Source organism: Allobacillus salarius (assembly GCF_007559425.1).
GTDB classification, from domain to species: Bacteria; Bacillota; Bacilli; order Bacillales; family Alkalibacillaceae; genus Allobacillus; species Allobacillus salarius.
In genome coordinates, this window is record NZ_VMHE01000013.1 from 19,328 (window position 1) to 39,567 (window position 20,240).

The following is a 20,240-nucleotide window of genomic DNA, read 5'->3' on the forward strand; positions in this document are numbered from 1 at the left end:
CTGCATTCCCCCTTGATTAACTTGTTATTTCTAATGTATCTTAATTTCTAAAAAATAGAAACAATATTCAGAAGATACGAGCTAACTTGTTGCTTCCTTTGTGTAACATCGGTCATACTGAAATTAGTCAGACTAGTTATAGAAAGAGGTTGAGTGTGATGAAAACGGAAAAACAGTATTTTGAAGAAGGACAAACAATACAAACATATATGGAAGATATGAGTAAATTAAAAGACGAAAGTTTTCAAGTGTATAATCAATTTCAACTTCCAGATGATGGTTTCAGTGAGCAACTAAAGGCGTTTCCTGTAAAGTTTTTAATTATTACGGAAGACTGGTGCGGTGATGCGATGATGATTAATCCGGTCATTCGTAAGTTGGCTGAAGCGGCAGGAAAAGAAACGCGTGTCGTTTTGCGCGATGAAGATACAGATCTTATTGACCGTCACTTAACCAATGGATCACGCTCGATTCCGATCGTTCTCATATTAAATGAACAAGGAGATTTACTTGGTGAATGGGGTCCGAGAGCACCAGAAGTTCAACAAATTGTAGATGACTATCGAGAACAATTACCTTCAAAAGAGGATCCTGATTTTAAAGAAAAACAAAAGGCAATGATTCAGAAATTGACACGAAGATACACAGAAGAGCCAGAGCTTTGGCATTATGTGTATGAAAATTTTAAAGGTACTTTATTGGTTTTGGATGCCAAAGGAGAAATTGAATAATAGTACTAGAAGCTATCGTCAGAGAACGATAGCTCTATTTTCATTCACTCACTTTTCTTTAAAGAAAGTAGGATATTTTTAAGTATATATCGAAAGATAAATAAAGAGATGCACAAAGAGAGAGGTGGCACAATGCCGGATAATTCCGATCGATACTTAGCAGCTTTTAATCGAATTGAAAAAGCATTGCGAACGCAGGTAGGGAGTGATGAATATCAAACGTTTAGCTTCATGGTGAGGGAGGCATCGAAGAAGAATGCTGTCGTAAAACGGTATGATAATGACTTGCGTGAGTTTGCCGACTTGCGAAATGCGATAGTACATAATTCAACAAACCCCGCATTTACCATTGCCGAACCACACGATTCGACTGTTGAAAAGATTAAAATGATAGAAGAAGAAATTATTCATCCGAAAAAAGTGTTTCCGACTTTCCAAAAGGAAGTCATTATTTTTCAAGCGAAGGATTCATTGGCGAAAATTTTAAAAATTATTCGTGAGCACGCAATAACGCAATTTCCTGTCTATGAAGATGGAAAGTTTCTCGGTCTGCTTTCCGAAAGCGGAATTACCAACTGGTTATCAAAAAATGTGAAGGAAGATATCATCTCGCTCGTCGAAACTGAGTTGCACCAGGTTGTTTCGCATGAAGAAGAGCAACAAAATTACCAGTTCGTCGATCGAGACATGTCCATATACGATGCGAAGGAAATTTTTAAAGACAATTTAGATCAAGGAGTAAGGATTGATGCGTTAATGATAACTGAAAATGGTAAAGAAGATGAAGGTTTTTTAGGTATTATGACAAGATGGGATTTCTTGCGTATAAAATAAGCAATAAGGGAGGGGATGTTTGCATGAAATCAGAAGGGTGTATTAAGTGCGGAAGTAAAGAGGCAGCTACAAAAGAAATCGCAACAAGCGGTTCGGGCCTGTCGAAGGTATTTGATGTCCAGCACAATAAATTTCTAGTCGTTTACTGCAAAAACTGCGGCTACTCTGAGTTATACAATAAAAAAACCTCTACTGCCGGAAATGTCATTGATTTATTTTTCGGTGGATAAGATATAGATTAAAAAGTTGTTTCATCGGGAACATGTATAGTGTGCATTTCAAATTTCTATTCACTGAACAAAACATGAATGGAGGCTAAACATGTCTGAAAAGAAATATAACCGCAAAGACAGCGAGAAAATTGCTGAGAACAACTATGACCCATCCTACGACCAAGCGAATGACTCACAATTTAAAGAAGGTCTAGCCGAAATACATGAGCAAATTACCGATGATTATCAACAAGGAACGATCGACCAGAAAAAAGATAAAAATAATAAATAAGAATAAGCAGGCATGTTCATTTTGAAATGAATATGCCTGCTTTTTTAAGCTCACTTTAATTATCCGTCTTGATTCGATCTTCTAGCAATTGCATTCGTTCGTTAAATAATGTTGGGTAAGAAAGGAAGCCAAGGATTGCACTAGTGATGACAGCATTCGTCAATAGGATAAATAAGACCAGTAATTGAAATAGAACTGCTTGAACAGGGTCAGCCCCAGCAATGATTTGTCCGCTCATCATCCCGGGCAATTGAACGAGTCCAATTGTTTTTTGGCTTTCAATGGTTGGAATGATACTTGCTTGGATAGACGTTTTTAATTGTCGTTGGACAGCTTGTTTAGGTGTTCCGCCGAGCGATAAAATCAGCTCTGTTTCTTTTCGCTTATCATCCATTTCAGCTGTAAATCGATTGAGGAATAAGATACTGAGTACCATCGAGTTTCCGATGACCATCCCGCTGATTGGAATGACATACTGTGCCGTGGCTGGAGTAATGCCCATGCCAATTAATACCCCTTGCGTCAAAATTTCAATAAATATAAAGGTCCCAACTAATTTCCAAGTAATTCCTTGAATGCTTGTTCCTTTTCTTCTTGCGTTATGGGTGGCTGCAATAATCATTAAGCCAACCATTAGCCATATATAAATAGAGCTATCCGAGTCGAAAACAAATTGCAAAATATATCCGACCGCAAGCAACTGTATAATGGAGCGGATGGTTGCAATGAGCGTATCCTTTTCCAACCCTAAGTTTAATGTTTTAGATATGATCAATGGAATGATAACAAATATGAGTGCAAAAGATAGCGTTAAAAAGCTCATTCAAATTCGCTCCTTACAAATTCTTTGACCCTTTCATTGCTTGGGTCATTTAAAAATTCACTTTTTCCCGTTTCGATGACTTCACCGTCCATCATGACCCAGCTAAAATCGCCGATGTTCAACGCTTGGCGTAAGTTGTGGGTAATCCAAATGATTGTTGTCTCATATTCCTTGTTAATCCGTGTGATCAACGTTTCAATTTCTTGTTGCGACACCGTATCAAGAGAAGAAGTAATTTCATCAAGCAAAAGAATACTCGGGCGGTTTACGAGTGAACGCGCGATCGATACACGTTGCTTTTGCCCACCGGATAAGTTATTGCTGTTTTTGTCCAAGAGGGTGGCCGGTAATCCTACCATATCCAACAATTCGTTGGCTTCTTTTTCAGACAAAGTTTTACCTTGTAGATTTTTTGGAATCGCCAAGTTTTCTCTAACTGTACCTCTCAGCATTGTGACACCTTGCATGACCATTCCGACTTTTTGTCTAAGTTCGACTGGGTTATATTCATCAACTGGTTGATCATGAACGTAAATTCGCCCTTTCGTCGGTGAAATCAGTCCATTGCATAAACGAATTAACGTTGTTTTACCAGCCCCAGAAGGCCCGACAAGTGTCGTTATTTTTCCTTGTGGAAATCCGTGGTTAATATCTTTTAATATGTACGAGTCATCAATAACAAAATCGACTTGGTCAAATCGAATGGCTTGATTGGAATCCATTATTCAGCACTTCCTTTTTTAATCGTCTCTACTCATCATAAATGAGCGTTCCCTTTCTGCAAAGTGATTAAGCATACACTTAGAAGAAAGAAAAACGTATTAAAAGACATCCCATCTATTGTCATACATAGCATCTGTTCGGACTACGCAAAATATAAGTGATTATATGAGAAAGGTGTGAGGATGAATGCAAATGAGGAATGTGGATTGGTTGCCAATCGTCGCTTCAATTGGAATCGGTGCAGCTGCCTACAGTATGATGACAGGAAAGGGCGGTCAGCTTCAGCAAATTATTCCTGGTGTTTCCAATATGCTGGGACAAGGCCAGCTTGGAAATCGTTCTTCCCAAAAGTAACCTAACTCAATAATAAAATACACCCATACGATAAAGGTATGAAACACAATTTCGTATGGGTGTTCATTCAATTTCGGCTATCAACTGCTGTGGATAATTATTGCGATTCGACGGCTTTGATAATTAGAACATTCGAACTGTTGATAAATGTGTTCTGACTGTTGATAAATGTGTTCTGACTGTCGATAAATGCGTTCTAACTGTTGATAGGCGCTCTCTAACTGTTGATAAACGGTTTCTAACTGTCGATAAATGCGCTCTGATTGTTGATAAGCGGTTTCTAACTGTCGATAAATGCGCTCTGATTGTTGATAAGCGGTTTCTAACTGTCGATAAATGCGCTCTGACTGTTGATAAAGGGTTTCTAACTGTCGATAACCGCGCTCTGACTGTTGATACAAGCATCTCAACTGTTGATAACCTCGCTCTTAACGAATAATCATACATGCGTAATTTTCGCTGACTGGATTAATGTTCGAATTTCATCTTCATTATCGTTATGAAGTAGGTCGACGATTTTACTGCCAACAATGACACCATCACAATGTTCCGTTAGCTCGCGCACATGCTCTGGCGATGAAACGCCGAACCCAGCAAAAATAGGATTATTCGTAAGCTTCCTCATGTTCGATAAATGATCACCTAACGACTCCCCGAAACCATTATGTGTCCCTGTAATGCCATTGACCGTTACGGCATACAAAAACCCTTCAGTTTGTTCACTGATCTTTGCCAATCGTTCTGGAGTACTCGTCAAACTAGCTAAGCGAATGAATGCAATCTCGTGTTCCTTTAATGCTTCTGCAACATGGTCGGTTTCTTCCAAAGGAATATCTGGAATAATGACTCCATCGACCCCACTGGCTTCACAGTCTTCAGCAAATTGCTTTGGGCCGTAAGCATAAATAGGGTTGATATAAGTCATTAGAACGACGGGAATTTCTCGGTCTTGTTTAAACCGTTTTAATTCATTCAATACTTTCCGTAACGTGACACCATTTTTCAAGGCGCGTTGTCCGGATTCTTGGATGGTTGGACCATCAGCGACAGGGTCTGAGAAAGGAATGCCTAATTCAATAACGGTTGCTCCAGCATCGGCCAATAATTGAATTTGCGATTCCAATTGATCTAAACCGCCGTCACCAGCCATGATGTATGGAACAAAAGCTTTATCACCATTGCGTAAAACGTGCCCAATTGCTTCATCGATTTTTAATTTACCCATGTGTGACACCTCCTAAATGGTCGCGAACAGCTTCAACGTCTTTGTCGCCACGACCGGATAGACAGACAACAACCACTTGATCGCTCGTCAGCTCCTTAGCTAATTTCATCGTATAAGCGATAGCGTGCGAACTCTCAAGCGCGGGAAGAATTCCTTCCGTTCTGGATAAAAGCTGTAAGGCTTCCAAAGCTTCTGCATCTGTAATCGAATCATAGGCTACTCGGTTCGACGCATGTAAATAACTATGCTCCGGTCCGATTCCTGGATAGTCCAAACCTGCGGAAATCGAATGTGCTTCTTGGATTTGTCCGTCTTGATCTTGGAGTAAATAAGTCAATGTTCCGTGTAAAATGCCAGCAGATCCGCCGGTTAATGTCGCTGCATGCTTTCCGGTTTCGATACCTGATCCGCCTGCTTCAACCCCGTATAACTGAACGTCTTCTTCCTCGACAAAGGGTGCGAATATGCCCATTGCATTACTGCCACCACCGACGCAAGCAACAACAGCATCCGGCAGTCTTCCTTCCTGTGTCACGATTTGTTCTTTCGTTTCATCACCGATTACGCGTTGAAAATCCCGGACAATTTGTGGAAAGGGATGCGGCCCCACGACAGAGCCAATAATATAATGGGTGTCGGTTACGTTGCTCACCCAATAACGCAGTGCTTCATTGACTGCATCTTTCAACGTCCCACTTCCTTGGTCGACACTTTTGACGGTCGCGCCTAATAATTCCATCCGGAAAACATTTAGCTTTTGTCGTTCAATATCTTCTTTTCCCATGAAAATGACACAATCTAAATCGAGTAAAGCACAGACGGTAGCCGTCGCTACGCCGTGTTGCCCGGCTCCTGTTTCAGCAACAACCTTTCGTTTGCCCATTCGTTTAGTCAATAACGCTTGCCCAAGCGCATTGTTGATTTTATGTGCACCCGTATGATTTAGGTCTTCACGCTTTAAATAAATCTTCGGCCCGCCAAACGATTCAGAGAGTCTTTCGGCATAATATAAAGGTGTTTCTCTACCAACGTATTGGCGTAAATAATGATCTAACTCCTGTTGAAAAGCTGGGTCTTGCTTTGCTTGAAGGTAAGCTTCTTCTAATTCGAGAACTGCTGGCATCAATGTCTCTGGAACAAATCTTCCACCAAATTCACCATAATATCCTTGAGTGTTCGGTTGTGCAGTCGTTGTCATATTTTCATCTCCTTATTCATCGTTTTGGCTTGCATAACAAATGCTTGGATTTTCGAAACATCTTTTCTGCCATCTGTTTCTACACCGCTTGACACGTCAACCCCAAATGGTTTCGCCGTTTTGATTGCTTCCTGTACATTGCCTGGGTGCAGTCCGCCAGCTAAAATAATCTGGCTATGACGCGAAGTTCTTTGATTCAATATTTGCCAATCGAACGATTGACCCGAACCCCCACGATATTTTCCTCCAGGATGGTCCACTAACGAATAAGCAACGTTATACATAGAAAGTCGTTCTAGATCATGTGGTTCCCGTATTGAAGAAGCTTTGATGACCGGATAATCGATCTGTTCACATTCCGTCGGCGTTTCATCCCCATGTAATTGGATGATATCTAGACCGGCGTAAGCGGCAATTCGGTTAATTTCATCAGGTGATTCATTAACAAAAACACCTACTTTTTTGATCGTTCCCGGTAAGGCAGGGGTGATTTCTTTGACGACCTCTGGCTCCACCTGTCGTGAGCTTTCCGCAAAAACAAATCCAATAAAATCAGCGCCAGAAGCAGCTACGGCTAATGCAGTCTCTTTATCCTGGACACCACAAATTTTAACGTTCATGCAAGCTCACCTCGTGTAAAGGAATACGTAGTTCGTCAAATGTTTGTTTTAAATCACTGGATTGCATCATCGTTTCGCCGACAAGAATTCCTCGTGTACCAGCCCTTTGAACACGCTCGACGTCTGCCGTTGTTTTCATGCCACTTTCACTGATTAGTAGTGTTGCGGGATTTTGAATCCGTTCAGCTAGTCGTTCTGTTGTCGCCAGGTCAACGTTGAACGTTTTTAAATCACGATTATTGATGCCGACGAGGTTCGCGTTTAAATCATTCGCAATGGTGGCTTCTTCTTCGGTATGGATTTCGAGCAAGACATCCAAGCCTAACTCGGTTGCATAGCGGTAAAGTTGCTCTAAGCGGGCTGGCTTCATGGCTGCAGCGATTAATAAGATGACATCGGCGCCATAGTCGAGTGCACGGTCGATTTGTATTTCATCTAATATAAAGTCTTTGTTTAGAACAGGGATGTCGACACCCTGTCTGACACGTTGTAAATCACCCATACTCCCTTGGAAAAAAGGTTGGTCTGTTAAAACAGAAATAGCATTCGCGCCAAACTGTTCGTACATTTTCGTATGGATGCCAGGGTCCGCATCAATATTAATCGAACCTTTTGAAGGAGAAGCACGTTTGAATTCTGCAATAATATTCATTCGCTCGGATTGCTGGAATGCTCGATATAAAGAAACGGGAGACTTTTTTCGATTTGTATGCCTTTGATAAGACCGTTTTAATTCAGTAATTTCCTGTTGTTTTTTCGCTAAAATTTTATCCAGAATGGTCATGTTACGCACCTCGCTTTACACGTTGACTATGTTCAATCAACATCTGTAATTTTTCGTTCGCTGCTCCAGAGTCGATGCTTTCTTTTGCTGCAAGAATTCCTTCTTCTACAGACGAGACCTTTCCATTCGCATAGATTCCGAGTCCCGCATTAAGTAATGTCGTATCACGATAAGCACCTTTTTCTCCTCGCAAAACACGTTTTAAAATCATTGCGTTTTCTTTCGTTTCTCCTCCACGAATCGCTTCTATTGGATAAACAGGTAATCCGACTTCTTCTGGATGCAATCGGAAGTCAGTGATGGCTTGACAATCCAGCAGAGCAAGTTGGTTATAGCCGGCAAGAGAGGCTTCATCCATTCCTCCTGCACCGTGGACGACTATGGCCCGTTTTCTCCCAAGTTGTCGAAGAACTTCAGCCATTTCCGTGACCATATCTGCACGGTTGATCCCAAGAAATTGAGACGAGAGTGCTACAGGGTTGGTCAATGGGCCAATAAGGTTCATGACCGTCGGGATTCGTAAAGCTTTCCGCACCGTCATGAGCTTTTTCATCGCTGGATGGATGGTCGGAGCGAATAAAAAGGTAATTCCATTTTGTTCGAGTAGCTCCTTTGCATGCTGGCCAGACAACGATAAATTGACGCCGAGTTCTTCCAACACATCTGCACTGCCAGTTTTACTTGAAACGCTACGGTTACCGTGTTTCGCCACGGTCAGTCCGGCACCGGCCATGACGAATGCAGCCGTCGTGCTAATGTTAAAACTCATGGAGCCATCACCTCCGGTACCGCAGTTGTCAATGATATCCGGGGAATCGACTGGTAATTGCAGTGACTTTGCCTGAATAGCTGCGGCTAATCCAGCAATCTCTTCCGGTGTTTCACCTTTCACTCGTAACGCTGATAAAAATGCCGCGCGCTCAATATCAGTAATCTCTTCTGAGAATAATTGCTCTGCTGCAAGCTTCATTTCATTGAAAGATAAGCTTTTCCGTTCCGTAACCGTTCGTAAATAATCCAACATTGAATCACTCCTTTTTCTCGTTTAACTATAAAAAAATCCCTTATAAACACATGTAATATGCGTTCATAAGGGACGATCGAAACCGCGGTGCCACCTTTAGTTGAAGAGAGAATTCTCTTCCAGCTCTACCCCGTTAACGGAGGGGAACCGTTTTTTCCTACTCTTTTCATTTCGGAAAAACGCTCTGAAGTCCATTCAACTTACCGACCATGCTGGATTTCCACCGACACCAGCTCTCTTTGATGATCTGCATAAGCCTACTCATCTTCGTCATTGATTTATCGTTATATGACTTATAGAAAACAAAAAGGTTCCCACATCCTAAATAAAGGACGAGGGAACCCGTGGTACCACCTTTGTTAGCTTCAACGTGAAGCTCTCTTTACGACATCCAGCCCAATTGCTTGAATGTGTGTCTCAGATAACGACGAGACATTTCGCCAAAGCCTACTTACGCACTCGTTTCGGTTTGGAAGCTCGGAAGGCCATTCATTCATTTCGCACACTGGTTCACACCAACCACCAGCTCTCTGAAGTACAGAAAACGAATTACTCTTCTTCGTCAACGCTTTTCATTCATATGATTATTCAATAGCATAAATCGAATTGAATTCATTGTCAATAAAAACTTTCGATAAATTATTTATATTGAATATATAACAAGTTAGTTACTTTTTAAAAGTCAAATAATTTGCTGATAGGAAAAATAATCCTTTAGGTCCATAAAAGTCATGCGTATATTTTAGAAATTGACAAACTAAATACATAATTCATTCGCCTGAAATAGAAATTAATGTAAGTTATTCAGTTATTAATAACTAAATCAATCAAAAAAGTTTCATTCAATTTTTGAGAGTAGGCAAAATGTTTTGTTTTTTAAAAATTGTCAACTAACAGTTGAAATTAAATCTTGTAATCTTCTAAGGTAAATACAGGAAGAATTCTAAATAATTTTATTAAGAGGAGATGAGGGTATGGCAGGACAAATTCGTATGTCCCCAGAGGAGTTAAAATCGAAGGCACAAATGTACGGTCAAGGATCTGATCAAATCGACGAAGTACTTAACAAACTTAGAAACCTCCAAGATCAGTTAAGGGGTGAATGGGAAGGTCGTTCGTTTGAACGCTTCGACGACCAGTTCCGCCAACTTGAGCCAAAAGTTCAAAACTTTTCTCAGTTATTGATGGAAATTCAAACACAGCTACAGAAAACAGCTCAAGCTATGCAAGAGCAAGACGAAGCACTTTCACAAAACTTCGGTTTACGATAATGATCCACCCACGAATTTAAATGGAGAGCTACACGATGACACAAATTGTGTAGCTCCATTTTATACTGTCTATCTCATTTCCTGAAGCGGAGGATTTGTTTACATACTTTTTCGGAACATAATAATTTCAAACACAAACTATGCTATGAAGATTTTTGCTGGGAGCTGTTAACAGTGAAGAAAAGCTTTATTCAAATACCTATTTTATTGGCACTTATCCTAACATTTATTATTGGTCTATCTTTTTTATCGTTAAATCATATTGCTTCTTCAGAAGAAAATAACGAAAAAACGAGAAAGATGTCTATTGCGCTAGTGAATGAAGACGAAGGCGCTAGCTTCGACGATGAGACGCTCGATTTCGGGAAGGCGTTTGTTAACAGTTTGAATGATTATGATAATCATGAGTGGTTCGTCGTCAGCAGAGGAACAGCGGAAAGTGGCTTGGAAGACAACACGTATGACCTGATGATTATCATACCTCAAGAATTCACACAAAAAGCCTTATCCATCCACTCTGAAAACCCTGAACAAGTTGTTTTAAATTATCGCATCAATTCAACTGACGATGAAACCGTTCGCGCACAAGCCGAAGAGACGGCGAGTGCCATTTTGAACGACTTCAACCGTCGCATTATTGATGTTTATTTTGCCAGCATCCTCGGTAATTTGCAGGAAGCACAGGACAATGTAACGCAATTAGTTTCTGATTATGAAAATTTAGCCTATACGTATCAACAACAGGTCAACCAACCATTAAGTGGATATACGAAACGATTTGGACAGATTCAGCAAAATACAGAGTTTTCAAAAGCGTCTTTCTCTAGCTTTGAAGATACGCTAAACACCTATGAAGACTTACTCGTGAATCAATTTGATTACTTTAATGATTATCAAACCACTATCGCACAAGTTCAGGAAGTTCAAGAAAATAACCAAACAATCGATGAATTGTTCGATCAAGATCTGAGAGAGCTGCAGAATACGTTAGTTAACGAAGATGTTAATAAAAATCTTCAAGCATTAAGAGATACGAATAGTTATATCAATGCTCAATTGGTTGTACAGAAAGCTAAAACAGAAAACACACAAGAAAAGAACATTGCTGATTTTGCTGAACTGATTAAGAGCAATTTAGAAGCAAAAAAAGTAGAGTTAAAGGAAAATAAATTTGATCCAGACGAAACAACGCAAAAAATTGTTACTGAACTGAATTCAGCAATTACCGGAGCATTTGACAATAACGATGACTTGTCTATTCTGTTGAAAGGTCAACAGGACATGATCGAAGCTAAAATTGACGAGCAAATAAAAAACTTACCGAAAATTGACTTAGATAGCTTAGAAGCTACCAATCTATCTACCGAACTAAAAACAGAAATCAAAAATGTTTCCTTAATAACAGACAAATATAAAGAGGAATTTGCTAAAGACATTTCTTCAGAAAATAACAATGGCACACTTCCTACTGAAATAAATCGATTAAAGAAAAAACTGAATGAAGACGGAGTGACGTTAAGGGATACAGTAGTGTTGCCTGATTCCGAAGAGGCATTAAGAGAACTACGCGTGTATGGAATTAGTGAGGGCTTTCAAATTGATACGTTAACCGTAATTCCTCCAACTGAAGATCCAATTACTTGTAAAAATTATTCTGAGAGTGAACCTTGTATCTTGCCAGCAAGTGATCATGGAGAATTCACTATTGAATTGGCGTTGAAGCTTAAAGATGATTATTTAAATGAATCGATTCATATCCATGATTTAAAACAATTCAAATGGGATTTATACCAGAAGGATCAAGAGGCTTTGGATTCAAGTGATTCTAACAATGATGACACAAAGCAAGGAAGCAACGTGAAAGGACTCACAGTTGTTCAATCGAAAACAAGTGAGGAACAAGAAACAAAGATTTCAAACGAGAATCAAACAAGTACAAATGAGTCAACAGATGAACAAGCAACGGATCAGGCGAGTAAACAAGATTCAAGCGGAGTAGGGACAGGAACAAGTAATCAAGACACAAATACAACAAAACAAGATCAAACGAGCGATCAAGAAACAACTGCACCAGCAGAAGAAGCTGAATCTTCTCAACAATCATCTACTTCTTCATCAGAAAATGTGGATAAAACTACAACGAAAAATCAAAACGACAATAATGTTAACAACAATACAGTGAACACACCGACGACAAGTAATCCGGATGAAAATAAAACACAGTTGAATAACATTGAACATCATTATTATCACCATACGGTTACAAACCCTGTAATTGAAGATGAAGAAATACAAACGATACTCGCTTCAATTGAAAATACAATTGCTCCGTATCAGCAATTACTATCGTCGTATGAAATGTATTTTGGTTTTCCATTGTCCTGTTATGACGCCGATTCAAATAAGCGTTGCACAATCATCGATGAGTCGGCCACTATACTAGGATCTTCTTCAGCAGATGAAGAAAAATTCATAAATAAAACTGACGAAGGACTTGTTACCGAAGATTCTTTATATGCGATGTTCAATAAAAATGTTGCTGAGTTGCTGACAGATTATATATCCGATCAAGTAATTAAAGACATTGAAAATAAGATTAACGAACCGCTAGTTGAGTATCGAGGATTAATTGAGAACTATCAACTGTTTATTGATGAGACGTACGCTGAAGCAGAAAAACTGGCTGAAAAAATTCTACAAACGAAAGAAAGAGCAACTGCACTTGAAGACCAATTAAACACTCTTTTCGAAAACGTTGACAGTTGGAAACAGCGCAGCAATCAGCTTGTTGATAATCAATCACGCGTCCTTCAAGCGAACAATGAAGAGCAACAAATGGTGGTGTCTTTAGATGATGGGTTTCAACCGTTGTTTTCTCAAAGTCAAACACTTGCGGATCAGGCATCAACCAATTTGAATGAAGCAGAAACAGTTTATCAAACGCTCGACCAGGTTGATGAGCAAGCAAATGATGTTCAACAAAGTGGCTTGAATTTAGTGCGGCAAGCAGACCAATTAGCGAATGATCTCTCGACACAACTTATAAATGATCAAAAATTTACGGAAAACTTTTCACAAGTGATGGCGAACAGTCGTATTGGCGAAAGGCAAAATGAAGAATTATATGACTTTCTCTCAAGTCCAGTTGAAAAGAAAAATGATGGGGTTATTTTAGGAACAAACACAACGGTCTTCAGCCCTAATGTCATCATTCTGATCGCATTCTTTGTTGCACTCTTTACCGGTTATGGAATTTCGAGTATGAATCATGGGCGGTCTGATCTTAACGAGTTTAAGGAAGAAACATTAGTCGGAGGGAACCTACGAATTACAGCTATTACAACTGGAATAAGTGCTTTCGAAGGCATTCTATTGGGAATCATTTCAGGTTATCTACTGGGTGTAGATGGAAAACAGTTGTTGATATGGACCGGAATGATGTTCATCATCATGCTTGCGATGGGACTGACAGCAACATACCTGTTAAGACAGCTTAAACTGATCGGCATGTTTATCTTGCTTTCAATCGTCAGCTTGTATTTGATGCTAAATGATTCAATTGATTCGTCGACTTCGAAGTACAGTGGCCTAAAAGAATTCTCACCTCTCCATTATGTAGAGAAAGTTTTGAATGGCATTGTCTTAGAAAATACGAGTTATGGATTGATAGCATTGGGTCTAATTTTGTTGGCGGTTGTAACATTTGTTGGAAACTTATTCGTTTACCATCAAAAACAAGCAGCAAAGAAGGATGAGGAAGATGTCGCTTAAATCCTTTCGTAAAATTGTTCTACTCTCTTGTTTTTTAATTCTGCTGTGGCCTCATGTGGCTACAGCAGATAATCAAGATGATAAAGGCAAGATTGATTGGAAAATCGACCGTATTTCTGAGAGTAATCGAAATAAAAGCAATATTGAAACGGAATTGGATAGAAGTTTTCCTGAATTATTTAAATCGAAAACGACTCAACAAATCAGTTTAATTCAAAACAAACAAAAACAGTCGATCGACCAGTTAAGACAGGAATTATTTTCAATAGAGTTATCAGAGAATGCAATGATTGAGAATACAAAAGAGCAATTATTTCCTGAAAACTATGTAGCGCCAAAAACAACAAAAGATTTTAACAGCAACAATGCATTAACAACAAAACCAATGACTATTGTATTTCTGTTTGCGATTGCTTGTTTTTTATCCGGATTTGTTTATTACTTATTTAGACGATTTGCCGATCGAGGTGACACACATGAACGATAGTCATATAAACGTGACCGTTGATTTGACACGTTACGGGGCTCAAGAGATGTACGACTTACGAATACCACGGAATGTGACGGTAAAACAACTATTAATTGATTTGTTCGATGTATTGAATATTCACGAAATAAAAGATACTCCGGCTATAGTGAAAATAAAAACAAAAGGATTCGTTTTAGCAGAGGAAGACGTATTGATTGATCATCCAGTAACGGACGGAGATCTATTGGCGGTTTTATAAAGAGATAGTTAGATGGTGGATGAAGGAGCAAGGACTATGGATGAAAAGATGAATGTCACAACAATCGAAATGAAAGATTTATCGATCGACTTTTCCATTAAGGAAAACGATTGGGAAGTTAGACTGGCCAAGTCCCAAACCCGGATCAAAGATTCTCGACAAATCCGGTTGTTGACTAATGCACCAGAGGAATCGTTTGTGCCAGTAGAAGTGAATATGGAACAAGACGCTTTCACTTTTTCATTTTTTGTTGATTCAAATAAACTACAGTGGGAACAAATTCGGAAGTTGCATCGACATGAAAAGTTACGCTTGTTAGGAAATCTATCACAACTGAAAAAATATATTGATTCGCGGTTGTCGTTTGTTCTTCACCCAGCGAATATCGTTTTTGATCATAGCTTGCGACCTTATGTCATCTATCGGGGAATGAGAGACTCCATTCCTCCTTTTGATTTGGATGAGGAAGAGTTCTTGAAACAATTGAAGTGTTTCAGTATCGCAATCATGTCTTCAAAATATTCGTTTGACGACTTATACAAAGGTGAATGGATTAACGCAAAAGAAACGGAATTCCAAAAGCAAATCGTTTCGAAAGACACCTTAGAGGAACTAATCCAATACATAAATGAAAGCTATCATAAAGAACAAGAAAAAGTCGATCGAACGGAAAAATTGTTGCCAATCAAACAATATAACTTATTTAGACGATTATCGATGATATTCATTGTTATTTCCATTCTATTAGCCGTTCCACTGATCTATATCGGGTTAGTGAATCTTCCTTATCAAGAAAATTTATTAGATGCCCATGAAGAACACTTAGCCTCAGACCATAACGAAGTCATTTCTACGCTGAGGAATGAAGATGCGGCGGACTTGCCACAAGCGTCAAAGTATATCCTTGCTTTAGCGTACCTTGCGATCGAACCGTTGTCTGATAACGATCGTCAAGTAATCACCAATAATATCAGTTTAAGTACTGATGATAACTATCTGTTGTACTGGATTTATAACGGACGTGGAAAATTCGATGCTGCAATGAATAAAGCCAAATACCTCGATGATCCTCAATTAGTTATGTATGGCTTGATAAAACAGATTGAAAAAGCCAAAAATAACCCAAATTTAAGTGGATCTGAAAGAGATGAAAGGTTAAAAGAATTACGACGTGAGTTGGAAGAATATCGAGAAGAATATAACTTAAACGAAGACGAAAATCCACTTGGTAGGGAAGCGGTTGAACCGGATGATGACGCGAATGAAGATTCAACCAACGGAAATACGAACAACCAAGATGCGAGTGATGATACCCCGTAAGTATCGACCATTAGACACGGCAAATGAAGTGGATGAGTGGACATAGAGAGGGAGAGAACGGTGAGCGAAAGAACATTATTGGTGAAGGACGAAAAACATTCTCATCAAACGAAACAGCAAAATCGTTTTATTTATGATATCGCTGGAGAGAATTATTTCTCGATCGGACGCGAGCACTATGATGATGTGATGGTTGAGGGATTGAATGCAACTCTTCTATTTTATCGTGATGCGGAACATGATGGTTTTGTTCTGGAGGCACATGAAGGAGAAGTATACCATAACTACAAGCGAATTGAGGGATCCAGCCAGGTTCTCCATGGCGATCAGTTAATTGTTGATGATGTTAAACTCGTTTTGAATAAAGAGTCGGTCGAATTATTTCTATCTGGAAAAGGAGCGACGTCGAAGCTAGGTTTACTTCTGGAACCTGATCACACATTGAATAAAAATTTTCCGGAATATCATCGTTCACCGAGAATCATTTACCGTGAACCAGAAGAGAAAAGAACCATTGCCAAACCTTCACCAAAACCATCTAAACCGAGTGAACAATTAGCTCGAACAGTGGTCCCACCGTTGGTCATGATTTTCGCACTAGTCATTATTTCGATCATACAGCCGAGGGGAATATTTATTATCGTCATGTTGGCGATGACAATAACGACAGTCATCTTCTCAATTACATCCTATATTAAAAATGTTAGGCAATACAACGCTGATATGAGGCACCGTGACAAAAGCTATCGAGCATATTTGCGAAATAAAACAAAAGAATTGTATCAAGCGGCAGAAGAACAAAGGCATGCGTTGACATATCACTATCCTAATGTTGAACAAATTCGTCAAATGGTACTTGAAATCAATGCACGCATTTATGAAAAGTCGATGTATCATCATGATTTTTTGCATTTCCGTACCGGGTTAGGAACAGTGGACACGAGCTTTGAAGTAGAATATCGGGACGAAGAATTTTCGCAAGATGAAGATGAATTAATCGACCAAGCAAGACAGCTTCGTTCAAAATTTCAAAAGCAACAGGAAGTACCTGTCGTGACGACTTTAATGAACGGACCAGTCGGCTATGTCGGTCAAAGGGAATTGGTCATTGAACAAATTCAGTTGTTCGTTATGCAAACATCTATGTTTCACAGTTATCATGATGTCCAATTTTTGGCTATCTTTCCAGAGTCAGAAAAAACGGATTGGGATTGGATGCGCTGGCTACCGCATGCAACTTTACGACAATTAAATCTCCGGGGATTTGTTTATCATGAGCGTTCTCGTGATCAAATCCTTCATTCCATGTATCAAGTGTTGAAAGAAAGAAGACAACTGCTAGAAGAAAAAGGAGATCAGCGAGAGAAGGCATTATTCTCACCACACTACGTTTTTTTGATTACAGATGAAAAGTTGCTACTAGATCATGTCATCATGGAATTTTTAAGTGAAGATCCGAGTGAGTTAGGTGTATCACTTATATTTGTTCAGGATGTCATGCAATCACTCCCAGAGCATGTAACTACAGTGATTGATATTCGGGATGTGAATCATGGAACAATCATTTTGGAAGATGGAGAATTGGTCAACAAAAAATTCACGCCAGATCATTTTCCAGAAGGATTCATGAAAGAAGATATCTCTCGTGGCTTGGCACCATTGAATCATCAACAAAACTTAAAAAATGCGATTCCTGAATCAGTAACATTTTTGGAGATGTACCAGGTTGAAAGAGTCGAGGAATTAGCGATTGATGTAAGATGGACTACCAACGAAACGTATAAAACAATGGCTGTGCCGTTAGGATTACGCGGTAAGGACGACATCGTACAGTTGAACCTGCATGAAAAAGCACACGGTCCGCATGGATTAGTTGCTGGAACAACTGGCTCTGGAAAATCCGAGATTGTACAATCGTATATTTTATCGATGGCAGTGAATTTCCATCCACATGAAGTAGCCTTCCTGCTAATTGATTATAAAGGTGGAGGTATGGCGAATTTATTTAGAAACTTACCTCACCAACTCGGTGCGATTACGAATTTGGATCGATCGCAAGCAATGCGGGCACTATCTTCGATTAAAGCGGAGTTGCAAAAACGTCAACGGCTATTTGGGGAATATGACGTCAATCATATTAACCAGTATCAGAAATTATATAAGCAAGGGAAAGTCCGCGAAGCGATGCCGCATCTTTTCATTATCTCGGATGAGTTTGCAGAGTTGAAAGAGGAACAACCTGAATTCATGAAAGAACTAGTATCAACAGCTCGAATCGGCCGTTCGCTGGGGATTCATCTAATCTTGGCAACACAAAAGCCAAGCGGTGTGGTAGATGATCAAATTTGGTCGAACTCCAAATTTAAGTTAGCTTTAAAAGTCCAAAATGCCAGCGATTCAAATGAAGTGTTAAAAACAGCGGATGCTGCCGAAATTACCTTGCCAGGAAGAGCGTACTTACAAGTTGGCAATAATGAAATTTATGAATTGTTTCAAAGTGCGTTCAGTGGTGCAGAGTATATTCCTGATCAATCAAAACATGAACAAGTGGATACAACAATTTATGCTATCAATGATCTCGGACAATATGAGATTTTAACGCAAGATTTAAGTGGGTTAGATAAAAAGGATGTCGTTGAAAGTGTGCCGACAGAGTTAGAAGCTGTCATCGATTATATTCACCAGTTCACGACAAAAGAAGGTATTGAACGACTGCCAAGACCTTGGCTTCCGCCTTTACCAAACCGAATCAGTGCGATTGACCTTAATCCAGCGAATTTTAAAGAAGCTTGGAACGCACCTAAAAAGTCGCTTCAAGCAACAATCGGAATGATGGACCAACCAGAATTGCAATCACAAAGTCCACTCACCATTGATCTAACAAAAGACGGCCACATTGCCGTGTTTTCAAGTCCTGGCTACGGAAAATCAACATTTATGCAAAGTTTGATCGTTGATTTGGTTAAACAACATCATCCAGAACGTTTGCATATTTATTTATTGGACTTTGGAACGAATGGTTTAATGCCGCTCAAACAATTACCTCATGTGGCCGATACTTTCTTGCTTGATGAAACGGTAAAAATTGAAAAATGGATCCGATTCATGACAAAGGAAATAGTCGAGCGAAAGAAAAAGCTAAGCCAATTCGGTGTTGCTGATATGATTATGTATGAAAAAGCAAGCGAAGAAGTGGTTCCGAATATCGTTATTGCGATCGACAATTACGATGCAGTGAAAGAAGCGGATTTTGGCGAAGAATTTGATCGGTTGATTACCCTGATTGCAAGAGAGGGTGCAAGAATTGGTGTTCATTTAAGTGTCAGTGCAGGGCGACAAAATTCCATGAGGATGCCGTTGATTTCTAACATCAAGCAACAAATTGCACTCCACTTAATTGATACGATCGAAATGCGAACGATCATTGGAAAAACGGACTTAGAAATTGAAGAAGTTCCGGGACGAGGAATTATAAAGCAAGAAGACCCCGTATTATTTCAGACGAGTCTGCCGGCTGAAGGTGAAGAAACACTTGAGATTATTGAAGAGATTCGACAACTATCTATAGAAATGAGAAATTTCTGGGATGGCGACTTACCAAAATCTATCCCGATGATGCCAGAAGGGTCAATAGACTTTGAGACGTTTAAACAGAATGAAATGACGAAGGAATTTGTTAGGAAGAATCAATTGCCACTTGGTCTGGACTTTGAATATGTAGAGCCGGTTGCATTTAATCCGGCAGCGTACAATCTACTTACCGTATTCGGTGATCGACCTGATGAATTGAATAAATTGAGAATTGCATTAGCGAAGAATTTAACGTTGTTAGAAGGATCATATCAAACAATGATCATTGATACAGAAGAAAAGATAACCGCTGACCAAGCGTCTAATGTTAACGTTTATGTCTATCAATCTCAAAAACTTCAGGATATCAAAAAAAGCATCTTGCAAGAAATCGAATTGCGAGGTAAAGGTGATCACAGTGGAACAAAGTGGATCATTTTAATAAACGACCTTCAAGATTTTTCTGAACGGACTTATTTATTGGAAGAGGAAGTAACAGAGCTGTTCGAACGGGGACCGAAACACGAGGTGTATTTTATCGTAGTCGGTAATCATAATTATCTAGGTAAAAGTTTTGAATACCCTGCTAAATCAATACGGAAGTTATCTATGGTCGGTTTGGTTGCCATGCGTTTAGGTGACCAGGATGTGTTCAATCAGCCATTTATACGAAAAGAGACACACCCTGGAACGTATGAATGTTACGTAGCAATCGAACAACAACATTACAAAATTAAGGTCCCGAAGTAGGGAGGGGAGA

At 39.4% G+C, this 20,240-nt stretch carries 19 protein-coding genes and 2 other annotated features; of the genes, 11 read left to right on the forward strand and 8 right to left on the reverse strand.

Going from position 1 to position 20,240, the window contains the following annotated elements:
• The first annotated feature begins 158 nt into the window (after window positions 1-158).
• From FPQ13_RS08345 to FPQ13_RS08360, 4 genes are all read left to right on the forward strand, one after another.
• Window positions 159-731, forward strand: coding sequence for a thioredoxin family protein (locus FPQ13_RS08345; protein WP_144088885.1), 573 nt, complete (start codon window positions 159-161; stop codon window positions 729-731).
• A gap of 132 nt (window positions 732-863) precedes the next feature.
• Complete coding sequence (locus FPQ13_RS08350; RefSeq protein ID WP_186279611.1) at window positions 864-1,565, forward strand: CBS domain-containing protein; 702 nt, start codon at window positions 864-866, stop codon at window positions 1,563-1,565.
• 23 nt (window positions 1,566-1,588) lie between these two features.
• Window positions 1,589-1,795: a zinc ribbon domain-containing protein gene (locus tag FPQ13_RS08355; protein ID WP_144088887.1), complete on the forward strand. Its 207-nt coding sequence runs from the start codon at window positions 1,589-1,591 to the stop codon at window positions 1,793-1,795.
• A gap of 91 nt (window positions 1,796-1,886) precedes the next feature.
• Complete coding sequence (locus tag FPQ13_RS08360) at window positions 1,887-2,069, forward strand: YozQ family protein (RefSeq protein ID WP_144088888.1); 183 nt, start codon at window positions 1,887-1,889, stop codon at window positions 2,067-2,069.
• A 55-nt stretch (window positions 2,070-2,124) separates the two neighbouring features.
• Here the strand turns inward: FPQ13_RS08360 and FPQ13_RS08365 are convergent, their stop codons facing one another.
• On the reverse strand, window positions 2,125-2,892 hold the full coding sequence (locus FPQ13_RS08365) for an ABC transporter permease (protein WP_144088889.1): 768 nt from the start codon (window positions 2,890-2,892) through the stop codon (window positions 2,125-2,127).
• Complete coding sequence (locus FPQ13_RS08370) at window positions 2,889-3,614, reverse strand: ABC transporter ATP-binding protein (RefSeq protein WP_144088890.1); 726 nt, start codon at window positions 3,612-3,614, stop codon at window positions 2,889-2,891. Before FPQ13_RS08370 ends, FPQ13_RS08365 begins: the two co-directional genes overlap by 4 nt.
• Window positions 3,615-3,801: 187 nt before the next feature.
• On the opposite strand from FPQ13_RS08370, the gene FPQ13_RS13480 reads away from it, so the two are divergent.
• Window positions 3,802-3,969, forward strand: coding sequence for a hypothetical protein (locus tag FPQ13_RS13480; RefSeq protein ID WP_186279612.1), 168 nt, complete (start codon window positions 3,802-3,804; stop codon window positions 3,967-3,969).
• Window positions 3,970-4,049: 80 nt separating this feature from the next.
• Here FPQ13_RS13480 and FPQ13_RS08375 read toward each other — a convergent pair whose 3' ends face one another.
• The 6 genes from FPQ13_RS08375 to trpD are packed head-to-tail and all read right to left on the reverse strand — an operon-like array spanning window position 4,050 to window position 8,820.
• A complete protein-coding gene (locus FPQ13_RS08375) occupies window positions 4,050-4,379 on the reverse strand; it encodes a hypothetical protein (protein ID WP_144088891.1) in 330 nt (109 codons plus the stop codon).
• A 29-nt stretch (window positions 4,380-4,408) separates the two neighbouring features.
• Window positions 4,409-5,194, reverse strand: coding sequence for a tryptophan synthase subunit alpha (gene trpA, locus FPQ13_RS08380; RefSeq protein WP_144088892.1), 786 nt, complete (start codon window positions 5,192-5,194; stop codon window positions 4,409-4,411).
• Window positions 5,187-6,392, reverse strand: coding sequence for a tryptophan synthase subunit beta (gene trpB, locus FPQ13_RS08385; RefSeq protein WP_144088893.1), 1,206 nt, complete (start codon window positions 6,390-6,392; stop codon window positions 5,187-5,189). The genes trpA and trpB overlap by 8 nt, the downstream gene beginning before the upstream one ends.
• Window positions 6,389-7,012, reverse strand: coding sequence for a phosphoribosylanthranilate isomerase (locus FPQ13_RS08390; protein WP_144088894.1), 624 nt, complete (start codon window positions 7,010-7,012; stop codon window positions 6,389-6,391). Before FPQ13_RS08390 ends, trpB begins: the two co-directional genes overlap by 4 nt.
• The gene (trpC, locus tag FPQ13_RS08395) at window positions 7,002-7,796 is read right to left on the reverse strand and encodes an indole-3-glycerol phosphate synthase TrpC (protein WP_144088895.1); all 795 of its coding nucleotides are present in this window, start codon (window positions 7,794-7,796) and stop codon (window positions 7,002-7,004) included. Before trpC ends, FPQ13_RS08390 begins: the two co-directional genes overlap by 11 nt.
• 1 nt (window position 7,797) lies before the next feature.
• A complete protein-coding gene (trpD, locus tag FPQ13_RS08400) occupies window positions 7,798-8,820 on the reverse strand; it encodes an anthranilate phosphoribosyltransferase (protein ID WP_144088896.1) in 1,023 nt (340 codons plus the stop codon).
• A 65-nt stretch (window positions 8,821-8,885) separates the two neighbouring features.
• Window positions 8,886-9,103, reverse strand: a binding site (T-box leader).
• 42 nt (window positions 9,104-9,145) lie between these two features.
• Window positions 9,146-9,395: a binding site (T-box leader), on the reverse strand.
• Between the two features lie 399 nt (window positions 9,396-9,794).
• On the opposite strand from trpD, the gene FPQ13_RS08405 reads away from it, so the two are divergent.
• From FPQ13_RS08405 to essC, 6 genes are all read left to right on the forward strand, one after another.
• Window positions 9,795-10,091 (forward strand): WXG100 family type VII secretion target, encoded by a 297-nt coding sequence (locus tag FPQ13_RS08405; protein WP_144088897.1) that lies wholly within the window; start codon window positions 9,795-9,797, stop codon window positions 10,089-10,091.
• A gap of 174 nt (window positions 10,092-10,265) precedes the next feature.
• Window positions 10,266-13,862 (forward strand): type VII secretion protein EsaA, encoded by a 3,597-nt coding sequence (esaA, locus tag FPQ13_RS08410; RefSeq protein ID WP_186279613.1) that lies wholly within the window; start codon window positions 10,266-10,268, stop codon window positions 13,860-13,862.
• Complete coding sequence (essA, locus tag FPQ13_RS08415; protein WP_281281201.1) at window positions 13,852-14,349, forward strand: type VII secretion protein EssA; 498 nt, start codon at window positions 13,852-13,854, stop codon at window positions 14,347-14,349. Before esaA ends, essA begins: the two co-directional genes overlap by 11 nt.
• On the forward strand, window positions 14,339-14,590 hold the full coding sequence (locus FPQ13_RS08420) for an EsaB/YukD family protein (RefSeq protein ID WP_144088900.1): 252 nt from the start codon (window positions 14,339-14,341) through the stop codon (window positions 14,588-14,590). The genes essA and FPQ13_RS08420 overlap by 11 nt, the downstream gene beginning before the upstream one ends.
• 36 nt (window positions 14,591-14,626) lie before the next feature.
• Window positions 14,627-15,910, forward strand: coding sequence for a type VII secretion protein EssB (gene essB / locus FPQ13_RS08425; protein ID WP_246065435.1), 1,284 nt, complete (start codon window positions 14,627-14,629; stop codon window positions 15,908-15,910).
• A gap of 78 nt (window positions 15,911-15,988) precedes the next feature.
• Window positions 15,989-20,230: a type VII secretion protein EssC gene (gene essC, locus FPQ13_RS08430; protein WP_246065440.1), complete on the forward strand. Its 4,242-nt coding sequence runs from the start codon at window positions 15,989-15,991 to the stop codon at window positions 20,228-20,230.
• The last annotated feature ends 10 nt before the right edge of the window (window positions 20,231-20,240 follow it).